Origin of the sequence: Maridesulfovibrio sp. FT414 (assembly GCF_050916235.1) — a bacterium.
Lineage (GTDB): Bacteria > Desulfobacterota > Desulfovibrionia > Desulfovibrionales > Desulfovibrionaceae > Maridesulfovibrio.
In genome coordinates, this window is the sequence record NZ_CP104854.1 from 3,744,389 (window position 1) to 3,767,541 (window position 23,153).

General features: G+C 51.1%; 19 protein-coding genes and 1 tRNA gene. 7 read left to right on the plus strand and 13 right to left on the minus strand.

Annotated elements, in window-relative coordinates; translation table 11 throughout:
• Nucleotides 1-13 precede the first annotated feature (13 nt).
• The 8 genes from N7E73_RS16640 to N7E73_RS16675 all read right to left on the minus strand — a co-directional run bounded on the left by N7E73_RS16640 (nt 14) and on the right by N7E73_RS16675 (nt 8,469).
• Nucleotides 14-748, minus strand: a complete 735-nt coding sequence (locus N7E73_RS16640; protein ID WP_432736044.1) for an ABC transporter ATP-binding protein — start codon at nt 746-748, stop codon at nt 14-16.
• A gap of 41 nt (nt 749-789) precedes the next feature.
• On the minus strand, nt 790-1,467 hold the full coding sequence (locus N7E73_RS16645) for an ABC transporter permease (protein ID WP_432736045.1): 678 nt from the start codon (nt 1,465-1,467) through the stop codon (nt 790-792).
• A 369-nt stretch (nt 1,468-1,836) separates the two neighbouring features.
• Nucleotides 1,837-2,625, minus strand: a complete 789-nt coding sequence (locus N7E73_RS16650; RefSeq protein WP_432736046.1) for a polysaccharide deacetylase family protein — start codon at nt 2,623-2,625, stop codon at nt 1,837-1,839.
• Nucleotides 2,626-2,628: 3 nt separating this feature from the next.
• The gene (locus N7E73_RS16655) at nt 2,629-3,753 is read right to left on the minus strand and encodes a glycosyltransferase family protein (protein ID WP_432736047.1); all 1,125 of its coding nucleotides are present in this window, start codon (nt 3,751-3,753) and stop codon (nt 2,629-2,631) included.
• Nucleotides 3,754-4,252: 499 nt separating this feature from the next.
• The gene (locus N7E73_RS16660; RefSeq protein ID WP_432736048.1) at nt 4,253-4,870 is read right to left on the minus strand and encodes a histidine phosphatase family protein; all 618 of its coding nucleotides are present in this window, start codon (nt 4,868-4,870) and stop codon (nt 4,253-4,255) included.
• On the minus strand, nt 4,818-5,990 hold the full coding sequence (locus N7E73_RS16665; protein ID WP_432736049.1) for a glycosyltransferase family 4 protein: 1,173 nt from the start codon (nt 5,988-5,990) through the stop codon (nt 4,818-4,820). Before N7E73_RS16665 ends, N7E73_RS16660 begins: the two co-directional genes overlap by 53 nt.
• 47 nt (nt 5,991-6,037) lie before the next feature.
• Nucleotides 6,038-7,303 carry a glycosyltransferase family 4 protein gene (locus N7E73_RS16670; RefSeq protein ID WP_432736050.1) on the minus strand — a complete coding sequence of 422 codons (1,266 nt, stop codon included), beginning with the start codon at nt 7,301-7,303 and terminating at the stop codon, nt 6,038-6,040.
• Complete coding sequence (locus tag N7E73_RS16675) at nt 7,300-8,469, minus strand: glycosyltransferase family protein (RefSeq protein ID WP_432736051.1); 1,170 nt, start codon at nt 8,467-8,469, stop codon at nt 7,300-7,302. Before N7E73_RS16675 ends, N7E73_RS16670 begins: the two co-directional genes overlap by 4 nt.
• Nucleotides 8,470-8,724: 255 nt before the next feature.
• Here N7E73_RS16675 and N7E73_RS16680 point away from each other — a divergent pair, with 255 nt between their 5' ends.
• The 4 genes from N7E73_RS16680 (at nt 8,725) to ilvN (ending at nt 12,890) form a co-directional block, all read left to right on the plus strand.
• Nucleotides 8,725-9,906: a hypothetical protein gene (locus N7E73_RS16680; protein ID WP_432736052.1), complete on the plus strand. Its 1,182-nt coding sequence runs from the start codon at nt 8,725-8,727 to the stop codon at nt 9,904-9,906.
• The gene (locus N7E73_RS16685) at nt 9,900-10,610 is read left to right on the plus strand and encodes a class I SAM-dependent methyltransferase (protein WP_432736053.1); all 711 of its coding nucleotides are present in this window, start codon (nt 9,900-9,902) and stop codon (nt 10,608-10,610) included. Before N7E73_RS16680 ends, N7E73_RS16685 begins: the two co-directional genes overlap by 7 nt.
• Before the next feature lie 349 nt (nt 10,611-10,959).
• The gene (gene ilvB, locus N7E73_RS16690) at nt 10,960-12,621 is read left to right on the plus strand and encodes a biosynthetic-type acetolactate synthase large subunit (RefSeq protein ID WP_432736054.1); all 1,662 of its coding nucleotides are present in this window, start codon (nt 10,960-10,962) and stop codon (nt 12,619-12,621) included.
• Between the two features lie 2 nt (nt 12,622-12,623).
• Nucleotides 12,624-12,890: an acetolactate synthase small subunit gene (ilvN, locus tag N7E73_RS16695; RefSeq protein WP_432736055.1), complete on the plus strand. Its 267-nt coding sequence runs from the start codon at nt 12,624-12,626 to the stop codon at nt 12,888-12,890.
• Between the two features lie 271 nt (nt 12,891-13,161).
• On the opposite strand, the gene N7E73_RS16700 is transcribed toward ilvN, so the two are convergent.
• The 5 genes from N7E73_RS16700 to N7E73_RS16720 all read right to left on the minus strand — a co-directional run bounded on the left by N7E73_RS16700 (nt 13,162) and on the right by N7E73_RS16720 (nt 20,355).
• Nucleotides 13,162-14,085, minus strand: coding sequence for a hypothetical protein (locus tag N7E73_RS16700; RefSeq protein ID WP_432736056.1), 924 nt, complete (start codon nt 14,083-14,085; stop codon nt 13,162-13,164).
• A 463-nt stretch (nt 14,086-14,548) separates the two neighbouring features.
• Nucleotides 14,549-15,133 (minus strand): hypothetical protein, encoded by a 585-nt coding sequence (locus N7E73_RS16705; RefSeq protein ID WP_432736057.1) that lies wholly within the window; start codon nt 15,131-15,133, stop codon nt 14,549-14,551.
• A complete protein-coding gene (locus N7E73_RS16710; protein ID WP_432736058.1) occupies nt 15,133-16,569 on the minus strand; it encodes a DNA integrity scanning protein DisA nucleotide-binding domain protein in 1,437 nt (478 codons plus the stop codon). The genes N7E73_RS16705 and N7E73_RS16710 overlap by 1 nt, the downstream gene beginning before the upstream one ends.
• A gap of 36 nt (nt 16,570-16,605) precedes the next feature.
• On the minus strand, nt 16,606-18,537 hold the full coding sequence (locus N7E73_RS16715) for a YgiQ family radical SAM protein (protein WP_432736060.1): 1,932 nt from the start codon (nt 18,535-18,537) through the stop codon (nt 16,606-16,608).
• Nucleotides 18,538-18,576: 39 nt separating this feature from the next.
• The gene (locus N7E73_RS16720) at nt 18,577-20,355 is read right to left on the minus strand and encodes a PocR ligand-binding domain-containing protein (RefSeq protein WP_432736061.1); all 1,779 of its coding nucleotides are present in this window, start codon (nt 20,353-20,355) and stop codon (nt 18,577-18,579) included.
• Between the two features lie 253 nt (nt 20,356-20,608).
• On the opposite strand from N7E73_RS16720, the gene thiD reads away from it, so the two are divergent.
• From thiD to tnpA, 3 genes are all read left to right on the plus strand, one after another.
• Complete coding sequence (thiD, locus tag N7E73_RS16725; RefSeq protein WP_432736062.1) at nt 20,609-21,973, plus strand: bifunctional hydroxymethylpyrimidine kinase/phosphomethylpyrimidine kinase; 1,365 nt, start codon at nt 20,609-20,611, stop codon at nt 21,971-21,973.
• Nucleotides 21,974-22,121: 148 nt separating this feature from the next.
• Nucleotides 22,122-22,205, plus strand: a tRNA-Leu gene (locus tag N7E73_RS16730).
• 211 nt (nt 22,206-22,416) lie between these two features.
• The gene (gene tnpA, locus N7E73_RS16735) at nt 22,417-22,848 is read left to right on the plus strand and encodes an IS200/IS605 family transposase (RefSeq protein ID WP_432734677.1); all 432 of its coding nucleotides are present in this window, start codon (nt 22,417-22,419) and stop codon (nt 22,846-22,848) included.
• Nucleotides 22,849-23,153: the final 305 nt, after the last annotated feature.

The window sequence follows — 23,153 nt, forward strand, 5'->3', positions numbered from 1 at the left end:
GAGCCTCCGGGGATCAGGCCATGCGGATGCAGCCAACGTCGATGTTGAGCTGGTCGCGGTCCTGTATTTTCTTGATCATGCCGTCCTCGATCCAGACCACCCGGTCAGACGCATTGAGCATCTTGTAATCGTGGGTGGCGGTGATGATGGTAACTCCGCGTTCCTTGGAGAGTTGGTTCATAAGCTTGATGATTTCCTCCCCGGTGGAGAGGTCAAGGTTCCCGGTGGGTTCGTCCGCGAGGATGATGGCCGGGTCGTTTGCAAGCGAACGGGCAATGGCCACGCGCTGCTGCTGCCCGCCGGAGAGTTCCTGCGGTTTGTGGTTGTAGCGCTTGTTCAGACCCACGAGGTCGAGCAGTTCTATCCCCTTGGCAACGGCTGCATCGTTGTGCACACCGGCGAAGATCATGGGCAGGGTGATATTCTCCAGCGCGGTCATGACCTGAATGAGGTTGAAGGTCTGGAATATGTAGCCGATCTTGCGGTTGCGGAGCCAGGCCAGCTCAAAGGCGTCCAACTGGGCGATGTCCACTTCATCGATGTAGACCTTGCCTTCGGACGGCTTGTCCAGCCCCCCGATCATGTTGAACAGGGTGGACTTGCCGGAACCTGAAGGGCCCATGATTGAGAGGTATTCCCCGGCGTAGATTTCGAGGTCTACACCTTTGAGGGCCTGAACGTCGGTGCTGCCGAGCTTGAAGTTTTTTTTGACTCCGGAAACCCGGACGATGGTGTGCTGATCGGCCATATATTTCGCCTTTGTATTATTTCTTCTGGTTTATATGAAATTTATTCCTCAACCCGCATGGCCTCGATGGGCCGCATGCGGGCGGCAATGAAAGCGGGGTAGATTACTCCCAGCAGGCTGAGCCCGAATCCCACTCCTATGGAGTAAAGAATGGACAGTCCGGCCTCTGCCGGGGAAAGCATGGTCAAAGCTTCGAATCCGAAGCGCAGCATGCCGATGAGAATTGCGATGAGCGCCCCGAACAGTGCCCCGAGTACTGACCCGGCAACACCCTGCATGGAGGCTTCGAGCACGAACAGGCGCAGTACAAAGCTGTCCAGCGCACCGAGGCACTTCATGGTTCCGATTTCCCGGAACCGTTCGGTGACCGCCATGAGCTGGGCGTTTACGATTCCCACGGTACATACAAGCAGGGACAGGATTACAATCCAGCGTTCTTTTGCACTGCCACCGGCCTCATAGCCCGATTTCTCAAGGGCTTTCATCAGTCCGGGATCACCTGAATTGTATAGCCCGTTTGAAATATCACTGCCTACTAGGACATAGGCCAGAAATGAAACCGCCAGAATAAGGCTGGTGACCGTGACCATGTTGCGCAGGAATCTTGATTTCAGGCTTTTCAGGCTGATTTCAAACGACTTGTCGAACGGAAGCACCACCTGGGCGACAATGTCCGTTGCTGAGTCCGGGTCCTGGAAGGGTATTCTCTTTTGCGACATAAAAATCTTTACCGGACCTGTTCCGGGAAGGAGCAGATCCCTGCTTTTGCTGGATAACAAATAATCATGGCCTTCATAACATATATGCCGTCAGGGGCGATATGCAGGGAACACGATATAAGTCTGCATTCGGGCCATCTGTGGACCGGATACAGAACTGTCACGAGTGTAGATTTATTTGATAGCTAAAATGTACTGAAATGCAAAGAGAAAATGTCAAGATGCTGTTAAGTTCGCGGCTTTGCACTCATGTTCGAGCCTAAGCCGGATTCTCTTGCAATGGCGTGACAAAGCCGCGGGCGTGGTGTGTACGTCTACTGGAAAGTTTGTGTGCGGGGTGTGTTTACAGCGTGGTTTCAGGGAGCGATGCTAGGAAAGCATCATCCTCATATCCCGGATTTTGAATCCGGGGGTCCTTTTTATTTTTGCCAAAAGATAGTCGAGGAAAAGAACGGCTGTTCCGTTCATGCGCTGGTGGTGCAGCATCAGCCCTGCGTAGTCGGTTTTCACTGCATCCATAAACTGACGTTGCAGTTCCCTGACTCCTGCTTCGGGACTGTTTTTCTTGATCGTATGCAGGTCAACGTTGATGGGCAGGTCGGGAAGATTATCCAGCGGGCAGGGAGCCACATTGATGGATCTGGAAATTGCAACAAAGCCGAGGTCCGCGAGGCAGTGCATTGCTTCGCTGCTGCAGCGGTTCCACGGCGGAGTGAAGAACGGGCAGAAGTTCCTGCCCAGAAGACGGCCCAGTTTTTCCCGTCCACGAGTCAGTTCCGCAGCTATTACGGCCTTGTCCCGTGATGGACCGAACTCGAATTTCTTGCCTTCCTTTGCGCAGTTTATGTGCCGGTAACCGTGCTGGTGCATGCACCAGAGGCCGAGGTCAGGCCCAAGCACCTCAAGCAGTTCGCTGATGCGGGATTCGTTTACCCATGCCGGAACAAGGGCAAGGGACAGCGGGACTTCATTCTTCTTGAAGACCGTGATCATTTCTGAGAACTGTCTGCCGGGATAGCCTATGTCGTCGGCACGGAAAAAGACATCACAACCGCTATCGGGGATAGCGGCTTCAAGTTCCTTCCACCAGTGGTCGAATGATTCGATCAGTGTGGAGATTGAATTCTTCCAGATTGACGCAACGGGTCTGTGAGACATTAACTACTTCCGGCTTTCTCTTAAAATCGCGGCTGACTTGCCTGAACCGTCCAAGTTTATACCATGATCGGGCGAAGTTCGATTACGATTCAACAGGCCGTTTATAACATCTTCCATGGCTGAGGCAATAAGATCTTTCGGTTCCAGTACCTTAAGCGGAATATATCCGGCTATTCTTTCCGCACGCATGCGCTGCTCATGGTTGTAGTCAAAGGGCAGTACAGCAGCGGGAATGCAGGAAGTCAGGATGTCCATGCAGGTGTTGTATCCGGCCATGGAGATCATGGCATCGGCGGCTGCAAGCAGGCCTGTGAAGTCCGGGGAAAACCTTTCAACATCAATATTATCATGTCCGGCAGCGAGGGCGCACAGTTCATCAAATCTGGTCCGGTCAAGAAACGGTCCTGTCAGCATCAGCAGCCGGGTGTTTTTCAGGTCCATACCCGAAAATCCGCGCAGGACAGCGTCCATCAGATCGCCGCCGACCTTGCCGCCTCCTGCACTGGCTATGAGCAGCTTTTCATGGTCAGCAAGGCCCATTGAGGCCCGGATTCTTTCCCTTGATCCCTGAGCCGGTCTACGGGCGGCAAAGCCAGTGTACAGGCAGGGTATTTCTATCCTGTTCATAAGTCCGAAGGTTTCATCCAGAGCTGCAATGGCAGGGTCGGAGTGGATAAGCAGCATATCAAAATATTTATTAAGGTATTTTACCACCTTTTCTTCATGTTTGCCGCCGTCTTTGCGTTCCACAAGTATGTCGCGCAGTGAACAGACCACCTGAACGTTCCCGAAGCGTCCTTCCCTGATGGAATCGAGGACCGGAATCAGCTCGAAGCGGAAAGCCTTGCGGCCGAAAGGAAAAAGCTCGATCAGGAAAATGTCCGGTTTTTCCTCCTCGAAGATACGCATGATGCTTTGCGCCCGTTCAGCCTTGATCTCTTCCAGATCACGTCCTTCATCGGTAGGCCGGAGGTCGCCGAACTTTTCGTTCATGCACAGGCCGGGAAGCTGGCGGTAGTCCACATTGGCCGGAAGATTCTGGTCCGGACGCTCTCCGCCCGCAACAAAAATGACCTGCTCACGATCAAGGGCACGGGCAATTTCTATGCTGCGAAAGAAATGACCCATTCCAAGGACATGTTGACAATAATGAATTACTTTCATGTGTAAGTGCCTTTGGACGCCCTTATGCCTTCGGCGACCCTGCGGGAGCCTTAAACCCTTTGAAAAGGGTTTAAGAATCCCAAACTTTTTTATCGGGGCTTCGCCACCCTGAAGTATGAATCGGCAAAAAATGTTAATTAGTGTAATCACGCCATTAAATTTTTGGCGCAAACAGATTTTTAACTTATTGCAATCGAAGGCGTTGCAGCAAGATTAAAAGTGGCTTTTTGTCTACTCAAACCTGTCAGAAAGGAGAGTGGTTTGAGTTGCAATGTGAGACCGGCCTGTAGGTCTATAAACGGCTTAACTTTACCATTTGTTTTAATATTTATAACCGCAAAGCATATTAAAGCGTTTTTGGGAAAGGGGAGAGGAGTCCAGAGGAGAGGGGAAAACACTTTTTGGTTTTGGCAAAATGGTTTTCCCCTCTCCTCTGACCCCTGGATGGCCTTAAAAAGGCTGTTTACAGAATATCATTGAGTCTGTCGATGGAGAGTGTGCCGTTCCATTTCAGCCAGTGAACGCGGCGGCGTTTGACGAGTTTTGGTTTATCGGCGGAAAAGTCGTGTCCGGCCAGTTTGTAGATGATGGTTTTAAGCACCCCTTCGTGGACCACGGCAAGCACTTTGATATGGTCCTTGTTCACGATTTCAGAGAGTTTGGCCGCTCCCTCTTCAAGTGCGCGAATTCCGCGCTCGGACGTTTCTATGCGACTCTCTCCGCTGTTGGGGCGGAACATCCAGCCCTTGGCGATTTCTTTATCGAGTTTGCCGGGAAATTTTTCTTGCAGTTCATCGGTGGTGAGCCCTGACCATTCGCCCCAGTCCTGTTCGCGCAGTCCGGGCATCTTTAATGCGGGTAGCTGGAATCCTTCGGTTATGATGGAGGCTGTCTCTACGGCCCGCCCAAGATCGCTGGTGAGTACGGCATCAAAGGTTGCCGGGTCGAGGGTATCACGCCAACTGGCAGCCAGCTCGCGTCCGTATTTTGTCAATGGCGAATCCATGTGACCCTGAATTCTGTTCTGCTCATTCCATTCGGTTACAGAGTGCCGTATGATTGCTATGCTGACCGTTTTCACTTTTCCCCTCCGGATGTATGAGTTTCAGCAGTTGTGATTCGACATGCAAAAGATTCGACTGGAGATTGAATATCCGCCTGATGCGTTCGGGCGCTTCTTTGCCCATCCGTTCACGTTTTTCCCTGTCCCGCACAAGGGTGAGGATGCTTTCGGCCAGAGTGTTTATGTCTCCCTCGTCCGAGAGGAGTCCCGTTTGGCCGTGGGCCACGGCTTCTTTCGGCCCGTTGGTGGAATAGGCCACAACAGGAAGTCCTGCCGACTGTGCCTCAAGGTAGACCATGCCCAGAGCCTCGTTTATTCCCGGAAAGGCGAACAGGTCGGCAGCACTGTAGTAGCGGTAGAGCTCAGACCGTGGAATCCGTCCAAGAAACACCACCTTGTTGCCAGTTTTCTGTCTCGCCTGTGCCTCAAGTCTTGCCCGGGCCTCCCCGTCCCCGGCAATTATCAGCCGGACTTCAGGTTCCAGCCGGGCTACCTTTTCGAAGGCATTCAGCAGGTCAATCATGCTTTCGGCTTTTACATCCTCTCTCAGCATGGCTGTGGACATTATTACAGTGCACCCGTTCAGCCCCAGATCTGTCCGAATTCTGTTCCTGCTTTCCGGGCAGAAGCCGAATTCGTCCGTATTTATTCCGGGGAACGTTCGGGATAGTTTCTCTGATATAATAATTCGCAATAGATTGCAAAAGTCTATTTCTTTATTTGCAAATACATGATCAGCGTATAGGAGGGCTTTTTTGTTGGCTATATAGCCAGGCCAGGTCCTGAGATCGCGGCGGTATTTGGTTGCAAACACGCCCTGATATATTACGTATGGGATGCCAAGTCTGCGGGCTATTTCCGGCCCGAAAAGGTCGGGGGATTTGTGGTAGCTGTGGTAGGTGATCCAGAGGTCGGGGTTGAATTCCTTTACCCGTCTGAAGGTTTTCCGGAATTCAAGTAAAGCGCCTGCCCAGCATAATGGTCTTGATGTGATGTTCCAGAGCCGGATGCGGCTCGCAACTTCCATTTCATGTCCACGGGATTGCAGAAAATCGTACAGGCCGCGGCCTATCATCAGGTCGCCGGATGGGACAGGGTGATCAATCGGCTTATGCGGGGCAAAAAATGCAATTCTCAATGCTCTCCCCTTTAGTCGTTCATAGTATGCCTCCGGAGGCAAAAAAATCAGCCGGCCTTGATTCCGTAGAGTTCGTAGACGTCGGCCAGTTTGTTGATCCAGTACTTGTTGTCGAATATTTCGTGCACGCGCTGTTTGGCGGCAGGGATAACGGATTTACGGAACTCCTGATCGGTGAGCATTTTTTCCATGGCCTCGGCCATGGATTCGTGGTCGCGCGGCTCAACCAGCAGTCCGGTCCTGCCGTTTTCTATCAGTTCCGGTATGCCTGATACCGTGGTGGCTACAACGGGTACGGACATGGCCATGGATTCGGCAAGAACGTTGGGTATTCCGTCACGGTCCCCGTTTTCGGCGATTTCACAGCCGATGGCGAAGAGGTCCGCCTTGCGGTACAGCTCAAGCACTTCTTCATGTGTTCTGGTGCCCAGCCATGTGCATTTGTGGGCGATGCCGAGTTTGTCGAGCAGGGCAAGGGTCTGCTCCCTTTCATCCCCGTCGCCGACTATCTTGTATGAAAAGTCTATACCCTTTTCGTCGAGGGTCTTGAGGGCCTTGAATACAGTGGGCAGACCTTTTTTGGCAGTGAATCTTGCCACGGTGAAAATTTCATAGGGCGCACTGCTTGTGTGGTCCTTATCCGAACTGAACAGGGCCAGATCGATACCGTGGTAGACCTTGTGGATGGGTTTTCCTTCCGGTGCAATGGACTGCAGATATTCGCAGTTGTATCCGGTGCAGGTGACGGCGAACTTTGCTTCGGAAATCTTGGCAGTCACTTTTTCCGGCTTCTGGGTGTAGATGTCCTTGGCATGGGCGGTGAAGCTGAAGGGCAGCCCGGACAGCCTGCCGGCATCCCTAGCTACCGAACATGGGGAGTGGGCGAAATGGGCGTGGAAATGGAAAATATCCGATCCGGGCAGGATTTTTTCAACAATGTACTCCGCCTGAAGCATATGCTTGAAGGAGGCCTCACTACCGGTTTCGCGGTACACTTCCCAGATTTTGTCGATGCGGGAGGTGAATTCCGCGTCCTTGCCGTAGCGCGGGACCTTGAGTCCCGCATCTAGTTCGGTTGAACCGAAAAGCTCTTCAAGACAGCCTTCAAGTGTTGAAGGCAGGTATGATACTGCGGCCTTGATTTCGGAAATGGATTTGTGGGTGAAGGTCTCCCTCGGACGGCGCATGGAAATTATGTGAATCTTTACGCCACGCTGTTCAAGGAGTCTGATTTCGTTGGAAATAAAAGTCTCGGAAATTCTTGGGTAGCCCTTGAGAATCATCGCAAGGACTGGCTGTTTATCTGTACTCATTTGCAATATTTTTTGAAGTAGTCCACACGCTGATGCATCACGTCCAGACCGGTGAATTTGAAGTTTTTCACTGCATCTTTGATCTTCTGGGAATTGTTCAACAGGTTGTCCACCTTGCTCATTATTTCATCAGGTCCCAGTCTGTGCCAGGGCAGGAAATCCGCAAGATTCTGTTCTTTCAGCACCTGTGCTCTGATGGTCTGTTCAAGCCGGGGAGTTTCCCGGGGCACGATAAGGGCAACCTTTTTGTGCGAAAGAATTTCACAGAAGGTGTTGTAGCCGCCCATGCAGACGACAAGGTCGGCGTTGCTGAACAGTTTTTCCATTCTGCGGTAAAAATGGTAGAAAGTAACGCCCAGATCCTTGGACCGGCGTGCGAGATCCTGACGCTGTTCCTTGGCCATGAATGGACCTGTGACCATGATGGTTTTGAAATCCTGCGGTCCGTGTTTTTCAAGTCCCTTGAGGTAGGCGTCCATCATGGGATAGCCGTCTCCGCCGCCTCCTGCGGTGATGACCACCTGTTTCCTGCCGTTCTTGCGTTTTTCCGGGCAGGAGCGGGAATGGATCTTGCGGGGGATGTATCCGGTAAAAACCATCTTTTTGCTGATGGATTCAGGGATGTTGTATTCTTCGATGGGGTTGTAGTATTCTTTATGCCCGTAGACCCATATTTCGGAATAAAGGTCTTCGAGCACTTCATATATGCCTTTCTCGGTCCAGTCCTGAATGGTGCTTTCGGCATCGTCCATGATGTCGCGCAGGCCGAGGATGGTGCGGGTTTTCCCGTTTTCCTTCATCCACTGCAGGGTGGGGATGATCTCATGCTTGAGTCCGCGCGGGGCCTTGTCGACTATGAACAGGTCCGGTTGAAAGCTTCTGGCGGTTGCATCTATAATTGATTGGCGGATGGACATGGCATGTACCGGGTCTATTTTTATCGAATGAGGTACATAAATATCATTTGCCTGTTTGATCATCCCCGGTACACGGACGAAATCTATCTGTTCAGGAAACTCGAACCTTCCTACTATAGGCGATCCGGTAAGAATTAGTATGTTGACCCCTCTGCATTTCAGCTGCGATGCTATCGCCATGGTGCGTCTGATATGCCCAAGCCCGTATGTGTCGTGGGAATACATCAAAATATTGAAGGTCTTATCCATTTACTGTACCGGGGTCAGGGTTAGATTGTCTGTTTTTCCGTGAAATATTTTGTCTTGCATCACTATGAACGATGGAATATCTAGCGAAAAGGCGTACATCTGTAAATCTTTAAAAGAAGAGTCAGTGTATCCGTGGTAATTTTTATTATTTTTTCCCGGTGGAAGCAATCCCTTTTCTAAACTTTTGTTGCAGGTGTAAAGTCTGTTTAACTTGTTGTAATAATGAAGTTTAGTTTTGAATTATAAGGATTATCGATGAACCCTATAATAGATTTGATAATTTATGCACACGACGGTCGTGGACTTGGTCATGTAAGCCGCAGCGTTGCGATCGGCCTGGCTGTGCGCCGGTTGTTTCCGCAGATGTCCGTGCTGCTGGTGACCGGGTGCCCGTCTGTGGCGGAGCTTGTCGGCAAAGGGGATCTGGACTGGATCAAGCTGCCCTCGTACCGGACAGCAATTGTCGGGGGGAAGTCTACCGGGGCCACGGGACCGTCAAATCTGGACGACAAGATTCTAGGGGAACTCAGAGCTCGGAGCATCCGCCATATTCTTGAAATTTACAGGCCGAAAGTATTCCTTGCCGACCATACCCCGCAGGGCAAGCACAGGGAGCTTGTGCCATCACATGAGGTATCCCCGGAAACCCTGCGTGTGCTTGGGGTCAGGGCCGTTGTCGGCGATGTGGACAAGGTCTGGTCCGACTATTCAGCGGATATATTTCGCGAGGCATACTCCAATATTCTCTGGTACGGGGATTCTTCCGTGGTCGGTGATGCCGAGATTTCGGCCCTGACTGATCGTTACGGGGTTCGTCCGTATGAAACAGGTTATGTCTCACGGCTGGCTGAGATGAAACTTCTCCAATACCTCGGTGAAGGCGGGAGGAAGTATGCCGGCGTTATCTCGATTCCATGGTCCGGAGAAGGGACTCTGTGCATGATGCGCAAGCTTGCCGGTGCGTTGGAGCGTATCGGCAGTAGTCACGGCGATTGGAAAATTTATATGAATCTGAGAGAAGACGGGGCCGGGGAAGTCGTGAACCATTTTTCCGGGCTAAGTCATGTCAGTTTTGCGCAGGTGGGGCCGGATTTCCTGTCCGACCTGGCTTCTGCCCGGTCGGCGCTTATTTACGGCGGATACAACAGCCTGACTGATGTTATGGCCTGCAGTGTGCCTTCGGTGGTGCTGCTGCGGGGGATGAAGGATGGTGAGCAGGAAGAGCATGCCGCTGTGTTGTGCCGTTGTTCATCTTCCGTTTTGGATGTCTTTCCGGATAGTTCGGTTGAAATGGACGACATTGAAGGGGCATTGCGCCGCTGCCTTGAGTGCGGTCGCGGGCCTGAGCAGGTAAACCTGAACGGTGCGGAGGGCGCAGCCCGCTACCTTGCGGATCTTGCCGGAATTTCCGCACAGGCAGGAGGTGCCCGGTGCTGACCGCTACACCTGAAATGCGCAGCAGACTGCGTTCCATGACCAAGTCCCTGTCCCGGCACGAGATGGATCAGTGGGTGAACATACTGGCTCCCCTCGACCGCGGGCTTGCTGTTCTGGAAGTAGGCTGCGGACGGGGCGGCAAGACTGATTTTTTGTTGAAGCAGGGATTCAGGAATATACTCGGGGTTGAAAAAAACGAATTTCAGGTCCGCGAGTGCTGTTCGCGTGGGTTGCGGGTGGTGACACTGGATGAGTTTGAACGCGATCATTCCGAAGCAAGGTTCGATCTTCTAATCCTTTCACATATTATAGAGCATTTTGATTCCGAAGGTGTGGTCGGGTTCATCGACGGCTATCTCAAATATCTGCGTCCGGGAGGGCTTTTGCTTATCGCCACTCCCATGCTGCATCCCCATTTCTGGCACGACTTGGACCACTGCAAGCCGTATTATCCGCAGGGAATCAGGAATTTTTACAGCGGAGAAAGCGAGCAGGTGGGATTCACATCAAAGTTCAGGCTGAAGCTTCGGGATGTGCGGTTCCGGCGCAGCCCGTTCAGGGTCAAGAATGACCGCAGTCTGCTGCTCAAGAAGAATGATCTGCCCATGCTGATGCTGAATCTGTTCTGGGCGGTTCTGTTCAAGGCAACATTTCATCTTGTGGGATACAAGTCCGGATGGATCGGGCTGTATAAGCTTAAGTAGATTACCCATTTACTGTTGTATGTAAGTGGATGTGATAGAATATGCATGTTTTTATAAAAAGTGCTTGCATATGATTTTGTGATGGAATATTGCTTCTTGAACATAAACAAATTTCTGGAAAAAATTAGAGTAAACGAAATGATGCTATCTTCCCTCGATCACATGTACGCAGTCGCAGCAACCGTCACCTCCGTGGTGATGGTCGTGATTACTGTCGTGGTCGTGCGAGGCTCAATAAGGCCGGAGGGAAGATTGTAAACTACAGTTTACGAATCAGGTGCAGTTGTAACCCCCACCGGCCAGGCCGGTGGGGGTTTTTTATTTTCATCTTGAAATGTGGGAGCGGAAAATGAAAATAAGTGGTGCAAAACTCGTTGTTAAGTTGCTGGAACGGCAGGGAATAGAGATAATCTGCGGAATTCCCGGCGGTTCCAACCTGCCTATCTACGATGCGTTGAAAGACAGTCCTATCAGGCACATTCTTGCACGGCACGAGCAGGGTGCTGGATTCATGGCTCAGGGGATGGCCCGGACCACCGGCAGGGCAGCCGTGTGTATGGGAACATCCGGCCCCGGCGTTACCAACCTGCTTACTGCAATTGCCGATGCAAGGCTTGATTCCATCCCGGTTGTTGCGATCACCGGACAGGTTTCCAGTTCCCTTATCGGGACTGATGCCTTTCAGGAGGTTGATACCTACGGGCTGACCATCCCCATCACCAAGCATAATTTTCTGGTGCAGTCCGCTGCGGAACTTCTGGAAATCATCCCTGAGGCATTCAGGCTGGCTGAATCCGGCAGGCCCGGACCTGTTGTTGTGGATGTCCCCAAGGATGTACAGAAGGAGATAATCGAGGTTTCCAACTGGCCTGAACCGGGCTGCAAGGATGCCCCGGCCATGTGTGATCCGGAACTGCTGACACAGGCAATTCAAATGATCGAAGCTGCGCGCAGGCCGGTAATTTACGCAGGTGGCGGTGTTGTTGCCGCAGACTGTTCCGGCGACCTCATCCGGCTTGCCCGGCGCAATTCCATCCCGGTTGTAACCACCCTCATGGGCCTGGGAGCTTTTCCGCATGGCGATCCCAACTATCTCGGCATGTTGGGGATGCACGGTTCCCGCGCAACCAACATGATAATGGAGGAGGCCGACCTGATCATCGCGCTGGGTGTACGCTTTGATGATCGGGCCGTTGGCAAGGCCTGCGAATTCTGCCGTGATGCCGACATTCTGCATATTGATATAGACCGTTCCGAGATCGGCAAGATCAAACCGACCAACCTTTCCATCGTTGGCGACGTCGGGCTGGCATTGCATGAACTTGCGGACCGCGTAGCCCCGTCCATCAGGATAGGCTGGAGTGCGCGCATTGCTTCTCTGCGTATAATGTACCCGGAAATCAAACCACAGGAGGAAGAGACCTTCGATCCACGTAACCTGATCAGGATTATGGGCGAGTCTCTACCTGATGACGCAATTATCACCACCGACGTAGGACAGCACCAGATGTGGGTTGCGCAGGGGTATCCCTTCCGCAGGCCGCGGACCCTGCTCACTTCCGGCGGTTTGGGGACCATGGGTTTCGGGCTGCCCAATGCCATCGGCGCTGCTCTGGCAATGCCGGAGCGCAGGATTGTCTGCGTTAGCGGTGACGGTTCCTTCCTTATGAATATTCAGGAGTTGGCAACACTTGCCGAGCTGCATCTCAACGTAAAGGTCGTTATTATGAACAACAATCGTCTCGGTCTGGTTCGCCAGCAGCAGGAGCTTTTCTTCGGTGAACGGTACTTTGCATCGAGCTTTGAATGCAATCCGGATTTCGCCTCAATCGCCAGAGGATTCGGCATACCTTCCTTCGACCTTTCCGAGCAGGAAAACCCGAGTCTGTTCCTGCGGCGGGCTCTTGGTCAGTACGGTCCGTGCGTAATCAATATTCCCATCGGATTTGAGAACAAGGTATTACCCATGGTTCCGCCCGAATGTGCCAACCGTGAAATGATCGGAGGTTAGTGATGCATAATTTTGTAATTGAACTGCTGGTACGTAACCATGCCGGGGTAATGAGCCAGATTACCGGTCTTTTTTCGCGGCGCAACTTCAATCTTGAGGGCATCATCTGCGGTCCGGTGGGTGAAGGTGATAAGAGCCGGATGATCCTTACCGTCGCCGACAACAGCAAGCTGGAACAGATAGTTTTACATCTTGAAAAACTGTATGATGTTCTGGAAGTGAAGCAGGTGGAGAACCACCCGTTAACAAGAGTTCTGGATGACCTTTAGGCTGCTTTAGCTGAAAAAGTTCTGATGAACGTTTGTTTAGAATGTCTCAGTATAAAGGCAAGTTGACGCCATCTGCGGCGAAGCCCCGGTAAGTGGTTTTGAGATTCTTGTTCCAGCCATTAGGCGAGAAGTTTTGCTTAGAGTCTTAGGGATGTTGAGAGCAGAGGGGCCGCCGGAGGACTGTGACAACCCAAGACGATAACAGGCCGCAATATCTTGTGATATTGCGGCCTTGTTTTGCGGTGAGATTTGTAGCGGTGAAGACAGGGTATTAATTGCTGCTGGTCAGGTGGATGGGGTTAAGGTCTTTCCACGTTTCCACTTCCGGGCAGGTGTAGCCTCCCTGATGCATGAGCTTCTGCATGATTCCGTCATTGCGCATTGCTTCCATTCCTTTCTCCAGAGCCTGATAAATCTGTTCGCCCTGCGGGTGCCTTCTGGAGATTATGAAATGTCGGCTTTCTATCAGCGAAATCTTGATTCCCTTTACCGGTACTAGCGAAATTCCCGCATGTTTTATCGTCATTCCCGGATGGTTCTGAAATCCCAGCGGAATCCAGTCCGCCCGGCCAGCCTTGATCATCCTGAACATGTTGTCCATGTTCTGTCCGCGCTCAATTCTGGTAATGCCCATCCCCGAAAGAACCCGGTAATCATTGTTCCAGTGCAGGCCGATCAATGCTGTACCGGCTTTCTTGAGATCTTCAAGTGTTTTGACGTCATGCATTTTGCGGTTTTCAGGCAGGCAGTAGATTCCTTTATGAAATTCACCGGACTGGGCTATGGCTGTGGTCAGGTATACTTTTGCATTGTAGTCGTGGATAGAAATATCTTTTTCGTTGAACAGGTTTGAACCGATCACCGCGTTTCCTTTGGCGACTTCGTCAATTTCTCTTCTGGAATTAGGAACTTGTATAAATTTGAAGTCAACATCAATGCCGCTGAGTTTCATGGCATTTTTTATGATCATCAGACTTACGGAACATCCGGAGTTTATTTCGGGAGCAATGTTGGACAGAGATAATGGCGTGTTACGGGCTGCTTCGGGAAGGGAATTGAATTTTTTTATGGCTGAAGGAAGAGTCGCTACTGAAATGGTTATCCGGTTTTCAGCCCTGCCCAGAGCTGGATTCAGGACAATCAGGACTGGAATAAGGATCATGAGCCGGTTTAAGATGGTTTTAAAAGTTTCCATTTGCTAGTCTACGTTATGATACTTGGTCGTTTATTATGTGTTGAAGCGGATTGCATTGATAGATTCCATCATTATCTATGCCATCAATTTTGGCTAGTGACAATGTCTATTGTGTTGTAAATTGCATAATTATTTTATTTTAGAAAATTTCGGCCTAACATTCTGAAATAATACAATAAATATTTTTAAAGGCGCTATCTGTTGAAAGAGGCCTTCTTTTATCTACCTATTTAAATATCTAAAATAACATAAAAATTAATTGCAATTTATTTACGGTAACAAGTGTTTTGTGCCGAAATGATTATATATTTATTGCGCAGGCAGTAATAAAGTAGAGAAGAGTTGTTCTTATATAAAATATTAACGTTCATAACTGTATAATAAATGTTTGATAAGAGTGTTCGTCTGAGAGGATTCAACAAAGATATTTTGTCTTGGGCGAAAAGAGGTATCAGATTTTATCTTAGCGGAACTTGATTGTTACATTGTCAATTGCCCAGAATTCTGTCTTGCGTCCGGTCAGGAAGCCTTTGAATTCGACAGTTGCCTCCCCGTTTATGATTAATGACGCAGGGACTTCAACAGATACAGGGCTTATCCAGTAGGCCCGGTCCCTTTCTCCTACCCGCACGAATCCGTCATGCCCGGTAGGCTGGTTGTCATCGTCATCTATTACTGCACAGGGAAATTTGGTCATGTCCAAAAGTACCGGTCCGCCTGCAATACTGACGGTGAAGCGGTCTGCGAGCTTGCCTTCGCTGTCCCAGCTTCCCACAAAAATCATGTCGAAACTGATTTCAACCGAACTGCCCTGCGGGATGTTGCTTACAGTTAGAGTTGTGGCGGAAGGATATTTTTTGTTGCGGTCATTGAAGAGGCCCAGACGCCTGTCATCGGCAATCAGGAATGTTTTCCCGGTCGACCATTCCGCCGGTGCCTTCTTTTTGCTGAAGGAGTATGTTTTTACCGGCTCCCCGGTTTCTGTCGCATGCGAAAAAGAGGGCAGCATACAGGCCATGACGATTGCTGCGGATAATATTTTTTTCATCAGATTGTACCTTCAAGCCAGTGTTCAAAAGTTGGCGGAGTGCTTACGCAGGAGAAAAGCTGTTTCCATTCGCAAAGGGCAGTAAGCTCAACACCGTGTTGGATCAGCGATACGGGCTTGTCCGCCGAGACAACTATAACGAGCAGGTTGTCGTATTTGGCAGTGAAGCGTAGGGCGGAGTTGAAGCGAGCGCCTCTGGCCCGGTTTTCACCGGATACGGACTGTCCATCCAGCAGGCAGGCGAATCCGTGCAATTTCAGATCTTTGCCAATGTGTACGGCCCCGTCAAGCTTGGTCAGGGCACGGGCCAGCCCGCGCATTTCAGGTTCGCGCATGTCCAGCGGTTCTTCAAGGGTCTGTCCGGCAATTTCCACGGGGACATCGTTGAAGTCCAGAACAAGTGTGCATCCGTGTCTGCGGTGGTTGGCACTGGTGATCATCTGGAGGACAAGCTGAAAAAGCATATGTCTGGTGTCCGCGGAAAGATCCAGCTCAAGCAGAACTTCCTCAAGCTGCACAAGGTTGGGTTTGTAGTTGGTGGAAGAGAATTTGGCATCGGCAAAGCTGCATATCGGGTCTCCACCAAGGTACAGCATTCCCCAGTCTCCTTTATAGTGGGCTGAAATGGAATTGTTGGTAGGTCCGATCGAAGCGATGCCGACCACGACTTTGCCGTCGGATACGAGCTTTCGGCCCGAGTTTTCCACGGACTGGAGCAGTTTTCGCACGTGCTTGTGGTTTTTCAGGGATGGCCGTTCGTTAGCGGGAAATTTGGCCATGTAATGAATGACGTTAAGTTCCGAAGGCTCTATGAAGATAAGGTCGCCCCTTGCCCATGCTCCTTCTTCTTTGGTTTTGGAAATGCCGAGTATGGCGTCAAGGATGGGATAGACCCTGAGCTGGGTATCCCAGCCCATGATGCGGTTGCGCTGATCCACTATGAAGTCGCGCACGGCATGGGTGGAATACTCACGCAGCAGGTGCCCGGAACTGTCGATGCGCAGGATGTTCTGGGTGGCAAAATCCTGCGAAAGGAGCAGGGCGGCGTATTCCATCCAGCTTTCCGTAGGCCCGGTGGAGCACATGTCCGGGTGCTGCTCAGTAAACCAGCACTGGTAGAAAATGCTGCTGGAGCGGGCACTGCAGGTAATCAGCCCCGCCAGCGGCAGGTCCCGGGAGGGAACCACTTCGATCAGTCTGGTGTTGTCGTCATGGTTGCTGCCGTTGCGCCATTCGTTGCACTCAAGGAAATATTCACGGAGCTTGGGTTCGTGTTCCTTGAGAAGATCCTGCGGGTCGTATATTCGCAGCGGGTCATCGGGCGTTACAGCATAAATGAGCGCGGTACGGCTGGTGCGTGAAAAATGGGACAGCCCATCCCGCAGGCCGTCCATGATATGGAAAATGCACAGGTTGGCAAATGATTCGGAACTCATGAAAATATCCCTGACTGAATTTGTTTTCCATAATAATTACTTTATTTTATTCTTATTTGTGAAGCCTTTTTTTGATTTATTGCGGGTAAAATTATTGTCCCCGGCGGTTTGTTTTGAACCACCGGCGTTTCTGCCGCCTTTTCCTGCTTGTTTCGCCTTATGTTTTCCGCCCTGCGGACGCTTCTCGTCAGAACCGTCTTTCTTCATTGTTTTTGGACCCTTGGCTCCACGAGCTGCTCTGGGGTCCTGTCCCGGGTCGGGAATGAGGATGCGGTGCTGCCTGAGTCGCTGGGCATCGGTCTTGGCTACGTAAATTTTATTGCCGTCCGGGTCGCATTCGCAGTGGAACATGGCTGTTGCCACCGTACCGGGAGTCGGGATGAAGCACTGAACCTGCCTTGGTTTCCATCCGCGTTCAGCAAGCCACGATGCCAGCATGCGCATGTCGTTGTCGGTGCATCCAGGGAACGCACTCATGAGGTAGGGGATTACGTACTGCTCTTTTCCGGCCTTGCGGGATTCCACGGCGAACATCTCCAGAAAGCTTTCGAATACCGGAAGATCCGGCTTGCGCATGTGGCGCAGCACGTTCGGAGAGATGTGTTCCGGGGCGACCTTGAGCTGACCTCCCACGAATTCCTTGAAAATATCCTTGAGGCTGGTGCGGTCCTGTTGTCCGAGGTCGTAGCGAACTCCGCTGGCGACCCTGACATGCTTGATACCGTCCTGACTTGCGGCTTCGCGCAGCAGTTTGAGGTTGGCCTTCTGATCGTATTTGAAATTGGGGCAGACCTTCGGTACCAGACAGCTCTTGCGCTTGCATTTGCCCCTCTCAAGGGTGCATTCGGCATTCCACATGTTTGCGCTGGGTCCGCCGATGTCGGATACCGAACCCCTGAAGTCCGGATGTTCGGTCATGCGTTTCATTTCATCGAGGATTGACTTCCTGCTCCGGGAGCGGATGTGCCGGCCCTGATGCATGGCAATGGAACAGAAGGAGCATCCTCCGCCGCAGCCGCGGTGGGAAGTAATGCTGAATTCGATCATATCCGCGGCCGGAATCCTTTCCTTGTATGACGGATGCGGCAGCCGGGAAAACGGCAGGGCGTAGAGCCAGTCCAGTTCTTCGGTGGTAAGGAAATCCGCAGGCGGGGCGATTATAACCTGCCTGTTGTCAGCAGGGTGTACGGCCCATGAAATGCCGTGGTGAACCTGTTCCTCCAGGGCGAGGGTGGCTTTCATCAACTGTTTCGGGTCGGAGTCGATGTCGGCGTAGGACGGAAGCTCTATGACCGGGGCTCCGGGCTCGATATCTTCAACCGTGCCCATAAACGCCGTGCCCCTTATTCCCTTGAGGGTTTCCGGGCCGGGATTTTCTGCGGCAGCAAGACGGAAGGCGGCTTCCAGCATGGCCCGTTCTCCCATGCCGTAGACTACCAGATCGGCCTTGCTGTCCATGAGGATGGGTTTGCGGATTTTGTCCGTCCAGAAATCGTAATGCGATATGCGGCGCAGAGAAGCCTCGATGCCTCCGAGTATTACCGGAAGACCTTTGAAGGCCTTCCTGATCAGGTTGGTGTAGATGATTGTTGCGCGGTTCGGGCGTGCTCCGGCTTTGCCACCCGGAGTGTATGCGTCATCGCTTCTTTTTTTGCGGAAGGATGTGTAGTGGGCCAGCATGGAGTCGAGTGCCCCGGCAGAAACACCGGCGTACAGCCTTGGACGGCCGAGTTCCTCAATTGCGCTGCTGTCGGTCCAGTCCGGCTGGCAGATGAGGGCCACCTTGAATCCGTGGGCGGCAAGAACCCTGCCCAGCAGTGGGATTCCGAAGCTGGGGTGGTCGATATAGCTGTCTCCTGAAACAAGCAGGATGTCAGGCCTGTCCCAGCCCAGTTGATCCATTTCTGCACGGGACATGGGCAGGAAGCGCGGTTGCGGTCTGTTTTTTGCGATGATGCTTTTTGTCATGGGCGGAGCATATAGTTACTGAATTCCGCTGGCAACAGGCTAATGATTCTTTTTAAACGGCAATTTTATAATGAATCTGGTCCATTTCCCCGGTACGGACTGCACGTCCATCAAGCCTTTGTGCAGGTCCGTTATGATATAATAGGAGACGGAAAGCCCCAAACCGGTTCCCTTGCCTATTTCCTTTGTAGTGTAGAAAGGTTCAAAAATACGTTTGCGGACTTCTTCATCCATTCCCATGCCGTTGTCTTCTATTTCGATCACCGCCATTTTGTCTTCCCGATATGTTTTGCAGATGAAATGCGGGTTTTCTTTTGCAGTGATTCTGTCGAGCATGGCTTCTGCTCCATTCTTGAATATGTTCAGCAGAACCTGCTGAATTTCATTTCTCTCACAATATACCAGAGGAAGATCCGGGTGCAATTCCTTGGTAATGCCGATAATCCTGAAATCATATTTACTGTTCAGGTCATAGTCGCTGGAAGCCAGATCAATTGTCTGACTGAGCAGTTGATTTATATCCTGAGGGCTGAATTTGTTTTCGCTTTTGCGACTGAAGGCAAGCATGTTGCTGACGATTGTGGCTGCCCTTGTCCCGGCTTCAAGTATGCCGTCAAGCATCCTCGTTATTCCCCTGTTTTCCAGATATTCACGCATGTTCTCCAGAGATACGTTGCATTTTTCCGCTTCTGTCAGGTTCTTATCCATGTCACTGAACAAGCGGTTCTTTATGTTGCTGGCATGTCCCAGAATTCCTGCCAGCGGGTTGTTGATTTCATGGGCCATACCGGCAGCCAGGCCTCCGATTGACAGCATCTTTTCCGATTGGACCATCATTCGCTCAAGGTTCACACGGTTTGTGACATCGTCAATTCGGATCACAGCTCCGCATACTCCGTTCGCTATCAGGGGGTATATGGTGATGTCTTCACACGGCTGGTCATTATCACCTGAATCCGGCCTGTTCATGTATGTCTGCATCCGGCGGGTCTCTATTGCCATCCTGACATTTTCCATCTGTGGAGCAAGGGCTGGCATGGTCTGTTGCAGGTAGCATCCGAGAGCTTTGTCTGCACTCGTTCCGTAAGCGTATTCCGCTCCTTTGTTCCACTGGGTAATCTGGCCTTCCGGGTTGACTCCGATCAGAATCGAGGGCATTGAGTCGATTATGTTTGCCAAATAATTTCGAAGAGTTGTTATTTCAGCTTCAGCCTTTTTCTTTTGTTCAAGTTCAATGAAGTTCTGCATGCTTTTTGTTGCGGAGTCGGAAAGGAAAGATGCCAGTGCTGTGTTGTACTTAAGTATCTCCTCAACTTCGGGGTAGCTGAAGCGGGGAACTTCCGAAAGTGCTGCCAGGTATTCCTTCTGGTTGTAATTGTATTTTCGGGCCTGACGGATAAAGAAGTCTACGTCCGGTTCTTCGTCCTCATAAAAGAACTGCCCCAGAAAGAATGTAGCTACGTGTTTCTTCATACACATGATGGGGATGCCTACATCCCAGAGCCCGTTGGCACATTTATATCCGTGGTGTTGTCCTGATTGTATCCTGTCCGTAATTGCTGTGTCGCTCTCAATGCATTGTTTCTGGCTTTCCGGATTTTTTCTGTGAAATTCCAGACAGATTCTCTGCCATCCAGCCCCTGCATATATTTCTCCGCTTACAGCATCTATTATACCGGAAGGCATCCTGGTTGCTGCATAACTTACCTCAAGCAGGTTCTGGAGCTGCTTAAGCTCGACAAGATCCTTGAAAAGCATGCCGGCCAGACGTTCGTTAGTTTCATGCTCATAATTGGCATTGAGTGAAGATATTTCCATGTCATAATTCCTTGTTTTCCATTGCAGAGGGACTTCGCTGACTGATTGGACATTTTACATAAGGATCCATATCTTATATAAACCAATTGGCGGATACTTGTCTACGAAGATGGATTCTGCAAGCCATGTTGAGTGCATCAGGCATTGAACAATTATTGACCGGGATATGTGTCAAAGGTAGAAACCTGCCATCGATTTTATCTTGTTGAATTATTATATAGCTGTTTTGAACTGATTTGTTCGAGGAGGCCAAATGGGACCGCTCCCATGCGTTTTGACCATAGCAGGCTCTGATTCCGGCGGGGGAGCCGGGATTCAGGCCGATCTGAAAGCCATATCCATGGCCGGGTGTTACGGTGCCAGCGCCATAACCGCGCTAACCGCCCAGAATACCGCCGGTGTTGCCGGGATTGAGGCTGTTACTCCGGAATTTGTCTCCCTGCAGATAGAAACTGTCTGCAAAGATATAAAGGTTAAGGCTGCCAAGACCGGGATGCTTTTTTCCGCTCCCATCATCCGGGCAGTTGCCCATACCCTGAGAAATAAGGATTTTCCGCTTGTTCTTGATCCCGTGTGTGTAGCCACCAGCGGGGCCAAGCTGCTTCAGGATGATGCTGTGGAGGCCATGAAGGAACTTTTTCCCATGGCGGACCTGATTACCCCGAATATTCCCGAAGCAGAGCTGTTCTGCGGGTTTGAGATCCGTACTCGTGAGGATATTTTTGCAGCAATAGACCTGCTGCTGGAAATGGGACCAGGGGCGGTTCTCATCAAGGGGGGGCATCTTGACTCCGTAGCCGCTACCGACTGGCTGGGTATCCGCGGTCAGCAGCCCATTCCTCTGATGCAGCAGCGGGTCAAGACCCGCAACAGTCACGGCACCGGATGTACTCTTTCCGCCACCATTGCCGCCAATCTTGCCAAGGGGCTGGATATGGTCATGGCGGTGCGCAAGGCTCAGGAATATCTCAATCTGGCATTGCGGGCCGGTTTTGACCTCGGCGAAGGCAGCGGACCGCCGAACCATCTTGCCCCTATGCTCATTGAACAGCGCAAACTGGGACTTATTTCCGACCTGCACAGGTTCGGAGTTGGCCTCAGCCGTATGGACGGGCTGGTGAAGCTTGTTTCCGGGGTGCGTGCCAACGTTGTCGCGGCCCTTCCTTTTGCCGGAAGCATCAAGGATGTTGCGGCCTTTACAGGCGGTATTGCCGGTACCAGAACCGGGGAAGTGCTGGTCTGCGGCTGTCCCGGGTTCGGGGCGTCTTCATGTCTGGCCCGCGGACTGCTCTGCGCCGCCAAATCCAATCCGGAGATCTCTTGTGCAATCAGCCTCCGCTACGATGCAGGGATTATGTCCGCAATTGCTGCCTGCGGTTTTGTTGAAGCCTGGTTCGATCGTGAGGACGAGGCTCAGGAGCTCAGGGGCAGCGAGGAAGCGACCATTGAATGGGGAACCTGCAAGGCCATGTCAGAGCATCCAGTGCCCGAAATGGTCGATGTGATCTGCGATTCCGGCGCAAAGGGACGCGAGCCCCTGATCCGTCTCCTCGGTCGTGACTTTGCCGATCTCGAAAGCAAGTTGGTGAAATTGCTGGCTGCAATGAGAGAGCAGTAGCATAATTGTCTTTTTTGTGGACAAAAACGTCAATTTTTATTGACAAGCTTTAGCACTGCTTATATTAACGCAGGCGGCTGCAGCGCATGTTGTCTTTATCATCTTGATTAATAGGCAATATTCAGGCTATAGCCCCTTTTACAGGGTTGCGAGAGTGGCGGAATTGGTAGACGCACTGGACTTAGGATCCAGCGGCTAGTCCGTGAGAGTTCGAGTCTCTCCTCTCGCACCAAAGATAATAAAAACACCCCCTTAACACGCTTTCTAGGCCGCGTGGATAGGGGGTGTTTTTTTTGTCGTTCCACCTCAAAGGGAGCGGTTAAAGTCTTAGTCCACTGAGAAACCCCCCAGCTATGCTGGGGGACCAGTAAAGTTTGACTTATGCGGGAGTAATATAAAGCCTCTCCTTGTGAGCTGCTCAAAGTGAGCAGAGGAGAGGCTCTATGAAGTGCAATTCAAGCCTATGCCATACAAAATGGGACTGCAAGTATCATGTTGTGTGGATACCGAAATGTCGACGCAAGGTGTTGTTTGGCAAACTGAAAAACTACTTGGGCGAGGTTTTTCATAAACTTGCGCGACAGCGCGAATGTATGATTCTGGAAGGCCACTTATGCAACGATCATGTGCATATGTATATTGCTATCCCTCCCAAATATTCGGTAGCCCAAGTTGTTGGTTTTATAAAAGGTAAGAGCGCAATTCATATTGCTCGTGAAATCGAAGGCCGAGCACGCGGTTACGCTGGGCAAAGCTTTTGGGCCAGAGGATACTTTGTTTCTACCGTGGGTCGTGATGAAAAAGTGATTCGGGAGTACATTCGGAATCAGGAAAAAGAAGACCAACGGATTGAACAATTGAAATTCCGCCTTTAGGCGGTTCTTAAAGCCACTTCGAGTGGCTCACAAAAACAAGCCCCCGGCTTTGCCGGGGGTATTATGACTTATAGTTAATTTCTTGAGCAACGAAGCAAGCGATAGAGACTTGTTGTAAGTGTGACTTTGGCTTCGTGGTCCGTGAATTTCCATCAATGATGAGGCCTAAAATAAAATCAGTACAAATTGCATTATGAACTAAAATTATTGATTGAAAATTACTATGATATGACTGTTGTTTGATCTGTGCTTGTGATTGTAAGCGGGTGTTTTGAATTTTAAATGAGATATTAAATGGAAAAATA